Source organism: Corynebacterium genitalium ATCC 33030 (assembly GCF_000143825.1).
GTDB lineage: Bacteria > Actinomycetota > Actinomycetes > Mycobacteriales > Mycobacteriaceae > Corynebacterium > Corynebacterium genitalium.
Genome location: NZ_CM000961.1, coordinates 1,583,392 through 1,599,451, shown reverse-complemented (window position 1 = coordinate 1,599,451; position 16,060 = coordinate 1,583,392). Strand labels below are relative to the sequence as shown.

Sequence of the window (16,060 nt, the reverse complement as noted above, 5' to 3'; positions counted from 1 at the left end):
TGTACCTCACTCATCATCGATCGTCGTTTCAAGATCTTGGGTTTCAGCAGTGTAAATGCGCGCCTCATCGGGCCGGGCGGGCAGGATGGTGCGGAAGTAGGATTGGGCTGCTTCGTCGAGGGGAACGTAGCGCGACTCGTTTTCGGAGACGAACCAGCGGTGGTCCAGAATTTCGTGGAAGACTTGGACGGGCTCAAGCTTCGCGCGCAATGCGGGCGGCGTGAGCGCGACGATCGGATCGTACCGGTTCACCAACCAGTCGAGCGCGACTTCCTCTTGGGACAGTGCACCGTCGTGGTGGAGCGCCCGGTAGACCTCCATCTCACCCAGCAACCGCTGCGCTTGCCTGTCCTGGACGTCCAACCCAGTGAGTTGTTTGAGCTTGCGGCGATGGAAACCAGTGGAGAACACTGCCGGCTCGATGCTCACACGGTAGACATCGACGGTCTCGTTGTCAGCACCGGTCCTACTCTCATGGCTGATCTCGGTCTCACCGATGTCGAAGCCGAGGGCGTGAATCTTCTCCACGTGCTCAGCAATCTGAGCGAACGCGTCACCTTCGACAACCAGCTCCTCCGTCATGAGGCCCCACAGTTCGTGGTAGATCGCGTCGACGGCATTGCCGAGGGCGATGACATCCACAGCGGCGTCGATGTATCCACCTGCTTGAAGGTCCATGAGTTCGCCGATGATGTTGACCCGGGCGAGCTCGACGTCGTAAAGCCTGCGGCCGCGCGAGAGCGGCTCGTGAAACTCACCAGTCTCAGCGTCAACCAGGTACGCGGAGAACTCGTCTGCGTCGCGGCGGAACAAGGTGTTCGACAACGACACGTCGCCCCAATAGAAGTTCAGCAGGTGAAGGCGAACGAGCAGCACCGCGAGTGCGCGAATCAGCTTGCTCACCGTCTCTGGACCCAGTGCCCGGCTGAACACGTCGCGGTACGGCAACGAGAATTCCAGGTGCTCCGTGACCAGGCACGGTGTGAGTTGCTCTTCCCCCGACGCGCTGGTGCGGTTAGCCACGACAGCGACCGGGGTCACACACGGAATGTCGAGGGTACGGAGCTTTTTCAGCGTGCGGTACTCGTGGTACGCCACTGACTCGCCGATCTCTTTGATGGCCAGAGCCGCTCCCCCGGCAGAAATCAGTCGAACCGTATGCCGCGAGATACCCCGCGGGTGCGCAGCGAGCAGCTCAGCCGGCCATTTCTCCAGCGGGGTGGACCATGGCAGGCGAAGCAGCACCTTGGCATACGCCGGCGACTGGATGCTCATTTTCTCTGACATGGTCACTTCACCCCGCGCCGAAAGCGCGGCTTGTTCTAGATCCTTTTCCCGGTGGCCTTGGAGAACACGTGCAGGCCGCCCTCATTGACGGTGACGTGAATGATGTCACCGTCTTTGATCCCGGACATCGGTGCCACGCGCACCACAATCTGGCCTGCCGCGGAATCGTCCACGCCCTCTTCGCGCCACTCGCCGCCGACCAGGTGACCGTAGATGAAGGAATCGGAGCCGAGTTCCTCGATGAAATCGACCTCAACGGGCACAGTGTGCTCGGTGGTCTCCGGAACAACGGTCAGAGCCTCCGGGCGGAACCCGATGATGATCTGGTTGTTGTCCTCCGGCGTGAGAGCCTGAACGTGCTCAGATGCGAGCGGGATGGATGCATCGCCGAGTCGCGCCACATTGCCTTCAACATTGAACGTGGACAGGTTCATCGCCGGAGAACCGATGAATCCGGCGACGAAGACGTTGACGGGCTCCTCATACAGCTCGCGCGGGGTGCCCACCTGCTGCAGCACACCGAAGTTGAGCACAGCGATCCGGTCGCCCATGGTCAAGGCCTCGGTCTGGTCGTGAGTGACGTAAATGGTGGTCACACCCATGCGGCGCTGGAGGCTGGCAATCTGGGTACGGGTCTGCACACGCAGCTTCGCATCCAAGTTGGACAGTGGCTCATCCATGAGGAAGACCTGCGGCTCGCGTACGATGGCGCGCCCCATGGCCACACGCTGACGCTGACCACCGGACAGCGCCTTCGGTTTGCGGTCGAGGTACTCAGTCAGGTCGAGCGTTTTCGCGGCTTCCTCGACGCGTCGATCGATATCGCCCTTATCCATGCCCGCGATCTTCAGGGCAAAACCCATGTTCTCGCGCACGGTCATGTGCGGGTACAGGGCGTAGTTCTGGAAGACCATGGCGATGTCGCGGTCTTTTGGCGACTCGTTCGTGACATCGCGGTCGCCGATCAGAATGCGCCCCTCGTTCGTCTCCTCCAAGCCCGCTAGCATGCGCAGCGCGGTGGATTTTCCGGAGCCAGACGGCCCAACGAGAACAAGAAACTCACCGTCCGCAATTTCAAGATCGAGCTTATCGACGCTTGGTTTGACCGCCTTCGGATAAATCCTCGTGGCCTTGTCGTAGATCACCGTTGCCATATGCTTCTCCTCTGTTAGCCGGCGAACCCATCGGTTTAGTTTTCATCAAACCTTAGGTTGACCTTAACATCGGCGATTCACTTCCAAGGCATTCTGCAGCTATGGGCTTACTCACCCCCACTACCCCCGCATTCACGCACGCGATCATCCATCTGCTGTCCTGGACACCCCAACGCCATATGCGAAGTCGCCGGGTCCGTGGATGCTTGCTGAACTACTCCACTGACTCTTGGTTCAAATGGGCGGAATCCACGTTGTCATTAATTTTGCGTCGACGGTTCGAAATCTACGGTTAAGCTTTACAGCGAAAGTAGTCAGGTCTGGCCCCTGCCAACCGACAAGCATATGACACCAATGGAGGCTGGCAATGGGCTTACAAGACGCTACCGGATTCGATCCGCAGAAAGATGATCATGACAAATCGTCGAAAGAGGTTGAACACGCCCGGACTCACCCCCTAATGAAAGCTCTGGACGAGGCTCTCGTTAAGGGAGCCAGCCTGAGCGCGCGGCGCGTCGAAGCTTTGCGAACGAAGCGTCCAACAGCGAGTACAAAAGAACTTGCAAACCAGCTGGAACGCGATTTTCGGCAAAGTGTGACTGTCACTGGTGTCGCCACCGGAGCTAGTAGCGCAGCACCTGGAGTAGGCACGTTCGTAGGGTTAGCGGCCGCAACTGGGGATATGGCATGGTTCATCACGAGTGCAGCGAGGTACATTCTTGCTCTCGCGAGGCTTTATGACCTCGATCTAGAAGACATAGAGCGTCAGAGGGGTCTAGTCATGACCGTTTTGTTAGGGGGCAGCGCTACAGGAGTGGCTACCCGCGCAGCAGAAACCACTGGGCAGCATTTGGGCAAGAAGGCGGTTCAGCAGATTCCCATGCAGACGGTGCGAAGCATCAATAAGAAACTGGGTCCCTATTTTGTCACCAAGTTCAGCCAGCGCGGAGTCATTCAACTGGGCAAAGTACTTCCTTTTGGATTCGGTGCCGTGATCGGCGGAGCTGGCAACTACGCTGTTGCCCACAGCACGATTCTCAGTGCGCGTAAGGCATTCGAAGAGTTCGAATGATACCGAACAGACGCCAAGGTGAACGCAGTTGATGAAAGGCTAAACCTCACCAGGTTCATTGGCATCGTCGGGGATGAAGATCGCGTCGATGATCTCGTGAACGTCGAGGGCAACGGTCTTCTGAGTTTGGTCCTCGAGGTTCTTGACAGTGATCTCACCGGCTTCGAGTTCGCGCTCGCCCAGGACCAGGGCAGCTCCTGCTCCGGAACGGTCTGCACCCTTCATGGCTCCCTTGAGACCGCGTCCACCGTAGGACATGTCGGCGGAGATGCCGTTGGCGCGGAGCTCGTCGATAAGCAATGCCATACGCTTCTGGGCCTGTTCCCCAATGCCCACGCCGTATGCGACGACGCGCTGGTCAACACCCTCGATCTGCACTCCTTCAGCTTCCAGAGCGAGCACAGTGCGGTCCACGCCTAGGCCGAAGCCGATGCCGGAGAGGTCTTGGCCGCCGATCTGGGCCATGAGGCCGTCATAGCGCCCACCCCCACCGATGCCGGACTGTGCGCCAAGGCCGTCGTGAACGAACTCGAAGCACGTCTTGGTGTAGTAGTCCAGGCCGCGGACCATGCGCGGATTGATCGTGTAGGCGATACCGAGGTCATCGAGCGAGCCGGTGACCGTCTCGAAATGCGCACGGCACTCATCACTCAAGTGGTCGAGCATGAGCGGCGCGTCAGCGGTCATCTCCTGGACCTCGGGGCGCTTGTCGTCCAGGACACGCAAGGGGTTGATCTGGGCGCGGTGACGGGTTTCTTCATCCAGCGGAAGGTCCAGGAGGAAGTCCTGCAGTTTCTGGCGATAGGCCGGGCGGCAGGTGCTATCCCCCAGGCTGGTTAGCTCGAGGCGGTAGCCGGTCAGGCCCACGGCGCGGTAGCAGCGATCTGCCAGGGCGATCACTTCAACGTCGAGAAGCGGATCATCAACACCGATCGCTTCCACACCGACCTGCTGGAGCTGGCGGTAGCGGCCGGCTTGCGGGCGCTCGTAGCGGAAGAACGGGCCATAGTAGTTGAGCTTGACCGGTAGCTGGCCGCGGTCGAGATTGTGCTCGATGACGGCGCGCATGACGCCAGCTGTGCCCTCCGGGCGCAGTGTGACAGAGCGGTCACCGCGGTCGGCGAAGGTGTACATCTCCTTCGAAACCACATCGGTGGACTCGCCGACGCCGCGTGCGAAGAGCGTGGTGTCCTCAAAAATCGGCAACTCGATGTGCTGGTAACCAGCCAGCTGCGCCTGGCGGACGAACTCGGAGCGGACCGCATGGAACGTGGCGGACGTCGGCGGGACGTAATCCGGCACGCCCTTCGGGGCGCTCAGCGGCTGAAACTTCTCGGTCTTTTCGGGCTGGCCAGTGTTGCTCACGTCGGTCGATCTTAGCGCGCGGAGCGTGCCTCGATGAGAAACGGGTTCGTCCGACGTTCCTTGTCCATTGTGGTGGCTGCGCCGTGGCCGGGCAGAAGGGTGAGCGAGTCGTCGAGATCCCACACGGGCCCCGCCAAAGACTCATTCATTGCAGCCGGGTCGCCGAGTGGTAGATCTGTGCGGCCGATCGTTCCGGCAAAAAGAACGTCGCCAGTCAATGCCACGTTCTCCTCGTCGTTGACAAGGATCGTTGACCCCGGTGAGTGACCGGGCGCGTGAACGATCCGAAAATCGATCCCGGCGAACGTCATCGTGGAGCCAGCCTCAAGGTGGCGCAGATCTTCCGGCATCTTCATGTCGTCGGTGCGGAAAAGCTGCGCGAACTGGCCGGGTGCGCCCCACTTCGGGTCGAGCATGACCTCATCGTCGGGGTGAATGTAGACGGGCACGTCGAACTCAGCACACTCACGGGTGTGATCAATGTGACCGTGGGTGAGTACAACGCACTCAAGCTGCGCACCGAACTGCCCCAAAAGTTCGCGCACCTTATTGACGGTGCCGAGCCCCGGGTCCACAACAAACGCCGCCGGCCGGTCAGACCCGTCCGCCGTGCCGACCACGACGTAGGTATTGGTCTGAAATGGCCCGGCAGTGAAACCAGAAAGTTGCATTACTTGCCCAGCGCTTCCTTGGCCGCGTCGTAGTCGGGCTCGTTCGCGATCTCACCGACGAGTTCGGTGTGCACGACGTTGTGGTCCGCATCGGTCACCACGACGGAGCGCGCGAGCAGCCCCTCGATGGGCGAACCCTGCATGACCACGCCGTAGTCCTCGCCGAAGGTGGAACGGAATGCGGAGGCGGCAACAACGTTGTCGATCCCCTCAGCCGCGCAGAAACGCTGCTGTGCAAACGGCAGGTCCTTGGAGATGCACAGCACCACGGTGTCGTCGACATCAGCGGCGAGCTTGTTGAACGTGCGCACGGACTGAGCGCACACGCCAGTATCCAGGGATGGGAAGATGTTGAGCACTAGTTTCTTGCCAGCGAAGTCGGAGTCGCGGACAGTGCCCATGTCGCCGCCGACGAGTTCGAAAGACGGGATTGCGGAGCCCACTGCAGGCAGTTCACCAGAGGTCGTGGTCGGTTCGTTGCGGAATGTCACCTTATCCATGCGCCCCACAGTAAATAAGGGCGCGCAATCCCGCCACGATCGCTGAACACTCGACTCGCGACCCATCGCACCCCCGCGAAGCACCCACCGACTAGTCTTTTTATGCATTCGACCACCTAGGCCCATTACTTAAAGGGAGTTCACGTGACCAACAATGCACAGCGCGGTAAGGATGCTCTGAAAGAGCTCGACCGCGAGATCAAGGCGCGCGACCGCAAGGAGCAGCAGCGCCCCTGGACTATTGCGGCCCTGTCGCTGCTGGTGATTGCGCTTGTCGGTGGCGGCATCTACTTGGCCGCAACCTGGGGCAGTGATGACGAAGAGATCTCGGCCGAGGAACAGGAACAGACCGAGGAGCAGCAGGAGATGGACCCGGTGGCCCTGTCCCGCCAACGCTCCGAGCCGTTGGAAGAGACAGTCTCTTGCACCTACGAAGAGGACGGCACGGACGAGTTCTTCAAGGGCCTGCCGGAGCAGGAGAACGTCTCCACCCAGGGCACGGTGGACATCACCCTGGACACGTCTGCCGGCCCGATCGGCATGACGCTGGACCGTTCCGTCTCCCCGTGCACGGTCAACGCGATCGAGTACCTGGCGAAAGAGGGCTACTACGACGACACCATCTGCCACCGCATCACCACTGAGGGCATTCATGTTCTGCAGTGCGGTGACCCGTCCGGCACCGGTTCCGGTGGCCCGGGCTTCAAGTTCGCCGATGAGTACCCGGTCGATGACCCAGCCGAGAACGAGAACATGACCTCCCTTTACGAGCGCGGCACCATCGCCATGGCCAACTCCGGACCGGGCTCGAATGGTTCCCAGTTCTTCCTCAACTACCAGGATTCTCCGCTCCCGCCGGCGTACACCTACTTCGGCACCATCAGCGACGAAGGCCTGGCGACTCTGGACAAGATCGCCGAGAAGGGCGTGAAGGAGCCGGAGAATGAAGAAGAGGCGATGGGCATGATGAGCCCGGGCGACGGCACCCCGGCTGAGGAAGTCCGGATCACCTCCGCAACGGTCGGATAACACCCCAAGCCCCCTCCCCCGCTTCGTGATCTTCATCACAGTGGCGGGGGACTTCCTTTTGCTTTTCGCTTTACGACGCTCCCAGCTACCCCACAGCAAACATCCACCATTCCCTCAAGCACATAGGCAATCACCACGTCAGCCGGTTTTCTCTGGCCGGGCAAACAATGGACCGCCCTACTAGTAACTTTTGAGCTCAAACACAGATTTGCCCGGTTCCAAAGGAGAATCCGTCCAAATGTGGTGAATTGCCTGTGAACCACCTTGCCCGCCTGATACCCGATATGTAAGGTAACCACCGACATAACGAGCTTCTTCTGAAAGGCATTCACATGAAGATCCGCAAGGGCCTCCTCGCCGCTGCAACCGCCGCCACCGTTTCCATCTCCGGCATGACCGTTCCGGCTTTCGCTGAGGAGCCTGCCGACAACAACACCAGCAGCTCTAAGCTCGGTTCCTCCGCCGGCGTGGGCGGTTCCTCCACCCCCAAGGGCGAGAACGGTGAGGCCGAGGCTAACAGCTTCCTTGACGAGGTTACTGAGCTTTCCTCCAACGACGAAGGCAAGCTGGATCCGAAACTGATCACCGCATGGATCGGCGTTTTCAGCGCCATCATCACCGCTCTGGGTGCACTGTTCACCTTCATCGACAAGAACTTCAAGAAGTAACCTTCGTTTCGAAGAACTTCGAGGTCTAGCCCATGAGACCGCCGGGTTTTTCCGGCGGTCTTTTTCATGCTTATACAGGCGTGCCCCAATGGTCAGTCAGTGTAACGCTGTTGCTTCCCCACCCCGGTGATCGGTAGGAGCGTTCTCGCGCGGTAGCGAGTCGCCTTAGGCCGTCACGCGGTAGACGTCGAAAACGCCCTCGATGTTGCGCACCTGGTTCATCAGGGTGCCCAATTGTTTGGTGTCTGAGACCTGGAATGTGAAACGCACGGTAGCGATGTGGTCGTCGTCGCAGCGGTGGTTGAAAGCAATAACAGGCAGCTTCTGGTCGTTGAGCACCCGGGTGAGTTCGGCGAGCAAGCCCTGCTTGTCCAGCGCCTCCAATTGCATGGTGGCCAGGGAGACGCCGCCGTGGCGGGATCCGCGGTCCCAGGCGACGTCGATAAGCCGTGCTTCTTCCGCACGGAGCTTGTCCGCATTCGTGCAATCGGAACGGTGCACCGAGACTCCCCCGCCGCGGGTGACGAACCCGAATATCTCATCACCCGGCACCGGTTGGCAGCAACGTGCAAGCTTCGCCATGACATCCGGGGATCCCTGCACCAGAATGCCGGGCCCGTCGGAGCTGCTGGGCGCCTTGGTCATTTCTGACATCGGGGTGCGCGCGGTGAGCGCATCGACGGCGTCATCCTCGTCGCCGAGCATTTCAACGAGCATGCCCACCACATGCTTGGCGGAAACTTGGCCAGCACCGATCGCCGCGTAAAGCGAATCAATGCCGTCATGGTGCAGCTGAGCGGCCACCTTGTTCATGGAGTCGGTCGTGAACAAGCGGTGCATCGGCAAACCGCCGCGCTGCACCTCAGCGGCGAGCGCGTCACGCCCGGCTTCCAGGTGCACCTCGCGGCGCTCCTTGGCAAACCACTGGCGGATCTTGTTGCGCGCACGCGGCGAGACGACGAAGTCCTGCCAGTCGCGTGACGGGCCGGCGTTGGGGTCCTTAGAGGTGAACACCTCCACGCGGTCGCCTGACTTCAGTGTCGACTCGAGCGCGACCAGTTTGCCGTTGACCTTCGCGCCGATACAGCGGTGACCGACCTCCGTGTGGACGGCGTAGGCGAAGTCCACCGGAGTGGACCCAGATGGCAGGTTGATCACATCACCCTTCGGGGTGAAGCAGAAGATCTGGGCGGATGTCAGGTCGTAGCGTAACGAGTCGAGGAACTCGTTCGGGTCGGCCGCTTCTTTCTGCCAGTCGAGCAACTGGCGCATCCAGGTCATCTGGTCCAGCTCGGCCTGGTCGCCCTTGTGCGAGCCCTTCGTCTCTTTGTAACGCCAGTGCGCAGCCACGCCGAACTCGGCGTTATAGTGCATCTCGTGCGTGCGCACCTGGATCTCCAAGGGGCGGCCTGAATCATTCATCACCGTGGTGTGCAGCGACTGGTACACGCCAAAGCGCGGGTTGGAGATGTAGTCCTTGAACCGGCCCGGCATCGCCGAGTACATCGAGTGGACCACGCCGATCGCCGCATAGCAGTCGCTGACGTTGTCCACCAAGATGCGGATGCCCACCAAGTCGAAGATCTCGTTGAAGTCGCGGCCGCGCACCACCATCTTCTGGTAAATCGACCAGTAGTGCTTCGGACGCCCCATGACATCGGCCTTCACACCGTTGGTCTTCAGCTCGGTCTGAATCTCCGCGGTGATCTCCTTCAGGGCCCGGTCGCGCGAGGGGGCGCGCTCGGCGACAAGGCGCACGATCTCCTCGTACTTCTTCGGGTACAAGATGGCGAAAGCCAGGTCTTCGAGCTCCCACTTCACCGTCGCCATTCCCAGGCGATGCGCCAGCGGAGCAATGACCTCCAAGGTTTCGCGGGCCTTCTTCTGCTGCTTTTCCGGCGGCAGGAAGCGCATCGTACGCATATTGTGCAGCCGGTCGGCCACCTTGATCACCAGCACGCGCGGATCTTGGGCCATGGCCACGACCATCTTGCGGACTGTCTCTGCCTCAGCGGCGGAGCCGAAGGCGACTTTGTCGAGCTTGGTCACACCGTCGACAAGCCGCGCGACCTCAGGCCCGAAGTCTTCCGTGAGATCCGCGAGCGAGTAGTCGGTGTCCTCCACCGTGTCGTGCAGCAGTGCGGCGACCACGGTGGTGGTGTCCATACCGATCTCCGCGCAGATCGTGGCCACTGCAAGCGGGTGGGTGATATACGGGTCACCGGACTTGCGGGACACACCCTCATGCAAACGTTCTGCAGTGTCGTAGGCGCGGGTAAGCACCTCAGCGTCGGCCTTGGGGTGGTACTTCTTGTGAATCGCGAACAGCGGCTCCAACACCGGGTTCGTCTTCGGGCGTCCACCGGTCAGCGACCGCGCGAGGCGGGCGGAAACACTGCGCATGGACGCGCCCGATCGGCGTTGGGGCTTGTCGGTCGACGTCATACGGACATTCTAGGCTGCGTCCGGCTCACCGCTGTTAATGACCACGAGCGGAACATCGCCCAAGCGCTCACGTCCGCCCAAACCGGACACCTCGAGCACGACCACGCATCCGGCGACGGTGCCGCCAGCACGCTCAATCAAGTGGCGGGCTGCGACGAGGGTGCCACCGGTGGCCAAAACATCGTCGACAAGCACAATGCGCTTGCCTTCGACATTCATGCCCTCCGCCGGAATCTCCAGCGCTGCTTCGCCGTACTCGAGCGAGTACTCCTCACTGATCACCGGCGGGGGCAGCTTCCCCTTCTTGCGGATCGCCAAGATACCCAACCCCATCTCATAGGCGACCGCGGAGCCGAGCAGGAAGCCGCGGGCGTCCAGACCGCCAATCATGTCGGCACCGAGGTTCTGGGACGCCTGGGCCATCTCTTCGATGACGATGTGGAGCGCGTCGCCGTCTGCGAGCACCGGCGTCAAATCCTCGAACAACACTCCCTCTTCGGGAAAGTCCTGCACGTAGCGCATCTTGTCAGCCAATGCCTCGCGCGCGCTGCGGTACTTCGGCTTACTGCCGTGCTCGTTAGCGAGGGCTTCTTCAGGGTTGTTGGCAGGGGTATTCACGGTGCGACAGCGTCCTTACGTGGATTGCGCGGGCTCAATACGGCTAGGCGGGGGTTCAGGATTCCGAACCGGGGACCAGCCAGCGGTCCATGTTCCAGCCAATCCCGACAGGGCCAGTGTAGACCACGACGTTCTGGATGTTCTTGTTCACAATGAACGTCCGCGGCTGCGCCGACAACGGAATCGACGGGACCTCGTCCCAGAGGCGCTCTTCTTCCGAGCGCAGGCTGCTCAGCTCTTCGGAGCGAGCGTTGGAGGTGTCATATTCGCTCATCGGGTCGACGGCACCAAGGAACGCGTCAATCGGCTCAGATTCAGCGCGGTCGTTCCAGGCCGGCTCACGCTTCATCAGGTCGGCGCGGGTTTTCCCGGGGCCCGTCACGTCGGTGACAGTGATGCCGGCGGGTTCACACGCTTTCCGCATCTCTTCCACCATGGCTTGCATGCGCGGGCTCGGCGTCGCGTACCCCACGCGCAGCTCGACGCCCGACGCAGATTGCGCTTCCTCGATGTTCTGCTCTATGTGCGGGTTCGCAATATCGCCCAGGCGGCGCGCCAAAGGATCGTTGTGGTTGAGCACGTGGACAGGCGAGACGGGAACTTCAATCCCGGCAACGCGTGACGACGCCTCCGCCACCGCCCTATTATCGATGCACTTCGACAACGCCTGACGGTTCTCCTTGGTCGCCCACGGGCCTGCGTCGGCGAACACGAGCGTGTCCGTCATCTCCCCGATCACGGTCTGCAGCTCCTGGTGGCTTTCCGGAGCGTCACTGTCCTCCACGGACTGATCCTCGTTAGTCGGCTCAGTGTGGTCGGGGTTGTCACCAGCCACCGCGTCGTCGGCGTGCGCCCCTTCATCGGGCAGCGGCTCAGCGTGGAACCACTCCGGGTTGTGGTCATTGAGGTCAGCGACCATGAGAGCGCCGACGTTCTGCAACTCTGTCGAATCCTTCGACGGCGGCCAGACAACGATGCGGTCCATGTCCGGTGCGTCCCCGTAGTAGTTCTCGTTGGGGACTAAGGTGACCTCGCCGCCCTCGCCCACGCTCTCAATCGAGTACGGGCCGAAGGACACCTGCAGCTCTGGATCGAACCCAGCCATGGTGAAGCCGTAGCGCCACACATCCGCCGTCCTTGCGAGGACGTCCTCATTCATGTCCTGCAGCGCGGTAGTCAGTTCGGCTTTGCTCATCCCCAGCTTGCGCGCGATCGCGTGCGCCGGCAGCACCGTTCCGGCGCCAAAGAGTTCGCGCCAGCGTCCACCCTTGCCTTCCTCGAACACGACCGTGAATTCTTTCGCGCCCGGCTTGCAGTCAACACTTTCCACCTGCTGCATCTGCGGCATGTGGGAGGAGAAAATCTGCGGGTTGGCACCAGCCGTGTAGGCAAGGGTGTAGTCGTCGCACGTCACCGGCTCACCGTCGGAGAACACAGCCTGGTCGGACAAGGTGTACACGACTTGGCGCTGCGGGCCGGGGAGAACCTGCGTTTCCATCAGGTCGGTGTTCGGGATGCGTTGACCGGACGGCCCGGGAACGAAGACTCCGGGAAACACGCGGCCAGACAAGCGCTGCATCTTCAAGGAATCACCGACGTTTGACCCGGCGTTGGTGGTCACCAGCGGGTCCGACAGCTGGTAGCCGAAGGAATCAAGAGCATCAGCGCTGGAGGAGTCCTTCTCAGATTCACTGCACCCGCTCAACACCATCGCTGACACGGCAAGTATAGCCGCGACCTGCTTTCCACGGTTCCACCTCACGGGTAGTTCCCCTTCCTTCCGGACATTGTCTCGATAGCGTTTGAGCTTAGGCTACAAACCAGCACACTAGCGCTGGCTCGGCCTCCACGTCGTGGTGGTTGTGCGTGCCGCATCCGTCTCGACCTCATTGTAGGAAGCCGACGTCACCGGAGAGGTCACCGTGCGCTTGGACTTTCCACCAGCAACATCAGCGTCGTCAGCGTCGCCGTCTTCCGCACCGTTCTTGCCGGCACGGTAGTCAGCCACAGCCTGGTTGTGCTGCTTGTACTTGCTCTGCATGTTGGTCAGGCTGACCAGCAGCGGAGTAGCCAGGAACAGGGAGGAGAAAATGCCCTCCACAACGCCGATGAGCTGAATGAGCGCCAAGTCTTGCAGGGTGCCCACACCGAGCATCCACACGGCGACAACCATCAGGGCGATGATCGGCAGCGCCGAGATGACAGAGGTGGAGATAGAACGCATGACAGTCTGATTGACTGCCAGGTTCGCTTCCTCCGCATACGTCGACCTGCGCGAGTCCAAGACGCCTGCCGTGTTCTCCTTGACCTTGTCAAAGACAATGACGGTGTCGTAGATCGAGAAGGTCAGCACGGTCAGCAGACCGATGATCATCGCCGGGGTGACTTCCAGGCCGAAGAGCGAGTAGATGCCCATGATGATGATGCCGTCGATAAGCAGGGCGAGCATGGCCGCGATCGCCATATTGCGCTGCAGACGGATGGCCACGTACGCGGCGGCGGCGATGAGGAAGATCACCATCGACAGGATCATGCGCTGGGTGATCGTGGAACCCCAGGATTCGGAGACAGTCGAGTCGCCGATGGCGTCGGGGGTCGCTTCGCCGGCAGCATCCTTCGGCTGGTGCTGCTCGTAGATGGCCAGGCGGGCAGCGTCGATCTGCTCCTGAGTAAGGTGCTCCGAGTTGATTTCCAGCGAGCGCGCGTCACCGGCACCGACGATCTGGGTCAGCTCCGGGGTGACACCCGTGGCATCGACGAAGGTCTCCTCCACTTCCTCAGCCACAAGATCGCCGGCCGGCATCGTCATCTTGGTGCCGCCCTCGAAGTCGATGCCCAGGTTGAAGCCGCGAATGAGCATGGCCGCGATCGAAATGACCAGCAGCGCGACGGTGATCAGGTACCACAGCTTCGAACGGCCGACGAAGTCGATCGCACCAGAGCCCTCATACAGGCGCTCCACACCCTTGGTGGCCGTGGTCTGCTTCGTCTGCGTGGTCTTTGCCGCCGTGGCAGCAGAGTCGGAGGTAGTAGCTCCGTTGTCGTGAGCGTTGACGGAGGTAGTCATGGTTACTTCTCCTCTTCGTTGCCGGCGGTGAAGCGCGTGCTGCCGCGCGTAGCATCGGTGCGGATGGAGTCCGGTGCGGTACTGGGATCAGAGTCGCTGACCGGGACTCCGGTCGTGTCCTGGGATGTTTCGACGATCTTGAGATCGCTGTCTTCCAGGTCCTCGTTGACCCCTGCGGTAACCGGAGCACCAGCGCCGACGAGCGCCGGCTGCTTTGCCCGGCGCACGGACTTCCTCGGGTTAGCATTCTTGGATTTCGCTGCCTCGAACGCCTTGCCCATACCGTTGACGGACGGCTTGGCCCAGAACGGGTTGCGGGACGCGAGAATCATTAGCGGTGCAGTGACCAGGAAGGTCACCAACAGGTCGAAGATCGTGGTCAGACCCATGGTGAAGGCGAATCCCTTGACCTCACCGACAGCGAGGATGTAAATCACCACGGCACCAATGAGCGTGACGATGTTACCGGTGACAATGGTGTCCTTTGCACGATCCCAACCATTGAGGGTTGCAGAGCGCAAGGTTCTCCCGCGGCGGACCTCATCCTTAATGCGTTCGTAGAGGACCACGAAGGAGTCGGCGGTGGTACCGATACCGATGACCAAACCGGCCACACCCGACAGGTCGAGCGTGTAGCCGATCCAGCGTCCCAGCAGCACGAGGGCGCCGTACACCAAGGCGCCAGCGGCGAATAGGGTGAACAGTGAGATCACACCGAACAGTCGGTAGTAGTAGAAAACGTAGGCGGCCACGAGCAACAGGCCGACGAGACCTGCGATGATGCCTGCGTTGAGGGAGGCGACACCCAGTGACGGCGGAACCGTCATTGCAGTTCCACCCGGTTCGCCGTTCTCACCGGCAAACGACAGCGGCAATGCACCGTAGCGCAGGTTGTTCGCCAGAGTTTCAGCTTCCTCCTCGGTGAACTGCCCGGTGATGGAGGTCGCGGAACCGACCGGAGTGGGCGACTGAATCTGCGGTGCGGAGATGACCTGCGAGTCCAGCGTGATGGCGACCTGTTGGCCCACCATGGCACCAGTCAGCTCAGCCCAGGTGGAGGAACCGTTGAACTCGCCGTCCTGCTTGAAAGCGAAGTTAATCTCCATCTGGCCCGTCTGCGGGTTGAACCCGCCCGTGATCGGACGGTTGGTGTCAATCTCGCTACCGGTCAGGCGCGGCCCCTCGGGATCCTCCACGCCCTGCAGCAGCGGCACGGCCTCGAGCAGCATCGGTTGGCCGCCGCTGGAATCGCAGGCCACCAGGGGCTTGGTCGGATCGTCGGTACCCGCCAGCGGATCGGCCGGGACAGTGCCATCTTCGCCCTTCGGCGTGCACAGAGCCTGCATGAGGATGGTGGCGGCCTGCAGCTTCGTCGGGTCATCAGACTGACGGTCCTCGCGAAGCATCTCCGTAGTCTCCTGGCGGAAGTCAGACGCCTCGAGGGTGTTGTCCGGTTCCGGCTTCGGCTGAGCGGTGATCTCCGGGGCCTCGATCGGCTCTGGCAGTTCCATCCCTTCCGGGACCTCTTCGCCCTGCTCTTCTTGAGCCCTCTTCATGGCCTCGATCTGCTGGTTCATGCCGTCAGCGAACTGCTTGACGGTAGTCTCCGCCTCCTCCGGGGTGAGTACGCGGTATTCGACCCAGCGGTTGGCCATCTCACCGAAAACGTCCGGGAACGCTTCCTGATCGATCATCGGGCTTTGCTGGCCGACCGGACGGAACAGCAGCTGGGAGGTTTGGCCGATGTTGCGTACTTCGGAGGTGTCCTCACCAGCGACCGTGATCACCAAGGTGTTGCCGTCGACGACAACAGATGCGTCGGACACGCCCATACCGTTGACGCGGTTCTCCAAAATGGTGCGGGCCTGATCGAGCTGCTCCTGCGTGGGTTGCTCGCCCTGAGGCACCAGTGTGACACGGGTACCTCCCTGCAGGTCGATACCCAGCTTCGGAGAAGCCGTCCTATCCCCAGTGAAGAACACTAGGGCGTAGGTAGCCACGACAATGAGCGCGAACAGCGCCAGCGCACGTGCCGGCCACGCCCGTTTCGATCCCCCCTCGCGAGAGGATCGTTTCTTGGAAGTCTTCGAAGTCACGTACGTGCTCTCCTCATAACCTACTGCGTCAACCCCGCCGCGCTCCGCAAGCCATGGTCGGCCCCGGGGCATGGCGGGGAAAAATCTT

The 16,060-nt window shown here is 61.3% G+C and carries 13 protein-coding genes; 3 read left to right on the top strand and 10 right to left on the bottom strand.

What is annotated here, in order from left to right; translation table 11 throughout:
- Positions 1 to 6: 6 nt before the first annotated feature.
- Positions 7 to 1,287 (bottom strand): DUF4032 domain-containing protein, encoded by a 1,281-nt coding sequence (locus HMPREF0291_RS07535; protein WP_005289943.1) that lies wholly within the window; start codon positions 1,285 to 1,287, stop codon positions 7 to 9.
- 35 nt (positions 1,288 to 1,322) lie between these two features.
- Positions 1,323 to 2,441, bottom strand: coding sequence for an ABC transporter ATP-binding protein (locus HMPREF0291_RS07530; protein ID WP_005289942.1), 1,119 nt, complete (start codon positions 2,439 to 2,441; stop codon positions 1,323 to 1,325).
- A gap of 367 nt (positions 2,442 to 2,808) precedes the next feature.
- Between HMPREF0291_RS07530 and HMPREF0291_RS07525 the strand changes: the two genes are divergently transcribed.
- Positions 2,809 to 3,513, top strand: a complete 705-nt coding sequence (locus tag HMPREF0291_RS07525) for a hypothetical protein (RefSeq protein ID WP_083770287.1) — start codon at positions 2,809 to 2,811, stop codon at positions 3,511 to 3,513.
- 39 nt (positions 3,514 to 3,552) lie between these two features.
- Here the strand turns inward: HMPREF0291_RS07525 and hisS are convergent, their stop codons facing one another.
- The 3 genes from hisS to tpx are packed head-to-tail and all read right to left on the bottom strand — an operon-like array spanning position 3,553 to position 6,049.
- Positions 3,553 to 4,878: a histidine--tRNA ligase gene (gene hisS / locus HMPREF0291_RS07520; RefSeq protein WP_005289939.1), complete on the bottom strand. Its 1,326-nt coding sequence runs from the start codon at positions 4,876 to 4,878 to the stop codon at positions 3,553 to 3,555.
- A gap of 11 nt (positions 4,879 to 4,889) precedes the next feature.
- Positions 4,890 to 5,549, bottom strand: coding sequence for an MBL fold metallo-hydrolase (locus HMPREF0291_RS07515; RefSeq protein ID WP_005289938.1), 660 nt, complete (start codon positions 5,547 to 5,549; stop codon positions 4,890 to 4,892).
- On the bottom strand, positions 5,549 to 6,049 hold the full coding sequence (gene tpx, locus HMPREF0291_RS07510; RefSeq protein ID WP_005289936.1) for a thiol peroxidase: 501 nt from the start codon (positions 6,047 to 6,049) through the stop codon (positions 5,549 to 5,551). The genes HMPREF0291_RS07515 and tpx overlap by 1 nt, the downstream gene beginning before the upstream one ends.
- A gap of 144 nt (positions 6,050 to 6,193) precedes the next feature.
- Here tpx and HMPREF0291_RS07505 point away from each other — a divergent pair, with 144 nt between their 5' ends.
- A complete protein-coding gene (locus HMPREF0291_RS07505) occupies positions 6,194 to 7,078 on the top strand; it encodes a peptidylprolyl isomerase (protein ID WP_005289934.1) in 885 nt (294 codons plus the stop codon).
- Positions 7,079 to 7,410: 332 nt separating this feature from the next.
- Positions 7,411 to 7,746, top strand: a complete 336-nt coding sequence (locus HMPREF0291_RS07500; RefSeq protein ID WP_005289931.1) for a hypothetical protein — start codon at positions 7,411 to 7,413, stop codon at positions 7,744 to 7,746.
- A gap of 165 nt (positions 7,747 to 7,911) precedes the next feature.
- Here the strand turns inward: HMPREF0291_RS07500 and HMPREF0291_RS07495 are convergent, their stop codons facing one another.
- From HMPREF0291_RS07495 to secD, 5 genes are all read right to left on the bottom strand, one after another.
- On the bottom strand, positions 7,912 to 10,191 hold the full coding sequence (locus HMPREF0291_RS07495) for a RelA/SpoT family protein (protein ID WP_005289930.1): 2,280 nt from the start codon (positions 10,189 to 10,191) through the stop codon (positions 7,912 to 7,914).
- 9 nt (positions 10,192 to 10,200) lie between these two features.
- Positions 10,201 to 10,809, bottom strand: a complete 609-nt coding sequence (locus HMPREF0291_RS07490; protein ID WP_005289928.1) for an adenine phosphoribosyltransferase — start codon at positions 10,807 to 10,809, stop codon at positions 10,201 to 10,203.
- Positions 10,810 to 10,864: 55 nt separating this feature from the next.
- Positions 10,865 to 12,571, bottom strand: a complete 1,707-nt coding sequence (locus HMPREF0291_RS07485) for an ABC transporter substrate-binding protein (protein WP_005289925.1) — start codon at positions 12,569 to 12,571, stop codon at positions 10,865 to 10,867.
- A gap of 66 nt (positions 12,572 to 12,637) precedes the next feature.
- Positions 12,638 to 13,876, bottom strand: coding sequence for a protein translocase subunit SecF (secF, locus tag HMPREF0291_RS07480; protein WP_005289923.1), 1,239 nt, complete (start codon positions 13,874 to 13,876; stop codon positions 12,638 to 12,640).
- 2 nt (positions 13,877 to 13,878) lie between these two features.
- On the bottom strand, positions 13,879 to 16,044 hold the full coding sequence (gene secD, locus HMPREF0291_RS07475; RefSeq protein WP_005289921.1) for a protein translocase subunit SecD: 2,166 nt from the start codon (positions 16,042 to 16,044) through the stop codon (positions 13,879 to 13,881).
- Positions 16,045 to 16,060 lie beyond the last annotated feature (16 nt).

Coding starts and splice junctions, on each gene's coding strand:
- HMPREF0291_RS07535 (WP_005289943.1), bottom strand. CDS start 1,287: ATGTCAGAGAAAATGAGCATCCAGTCGCCGGCGTATGCCAAGGTGCTG.
- HMPREF0291_RS07530 (WP_005289942.1), bottom strand. CDS start 2,441: ATGGCAACGGTGATCTACGACAAGGCCACGAGGATTTATCCGAAGGCG.
- HMPREF0291_RS07525 (WP_083770287.1), top strand. CDS start 2,809: ATGGGCTTACAAGACGCTACCGGATTCGATCCGCAGAAAGATGATCAT.
- HMPREF0291_RS07515 (WP_005289938.1), bottom strand. CDS start 5,549: ATGCAACTTTCTGGTTTCACTGCCGGGCCATTTCAGACCAATACCTAC.
- tpx (WP_005289936.1), bottom strand. CDS start 6,049: ATGGATAAGGTGACATTCCGCAACGAACCGACCACGACCTCTGGTGAA.
- HMPREF0291_RS07500 (WP_005289931.1), top strand. CDS start 7,411: ATGAAGATCCGCAAGGGCCTCCTCGCCGCTGCAACCGCCGCCACCGTT.
- HMPREF0291_RS07495 (WP_005289930.1), bottom strand. CDS start 10,191: ATGACGTCGACCGACAAGCCCCAACGCCGATCGGGCGCGTCCATGCGC.
- secF (WP_005289923.1), bottom strand. CDS start 13,876: ATGACTACCTCCGTCAACGCTCACGACAACGGAGCTACTACCTCCGAC.
- secD (WP_005289921.1), bottom strand. CDS start 16,044: ATGCCCCGGGGCCGACCATGGCTTGCGGAGCGCGGCGGGGTTGACGCA.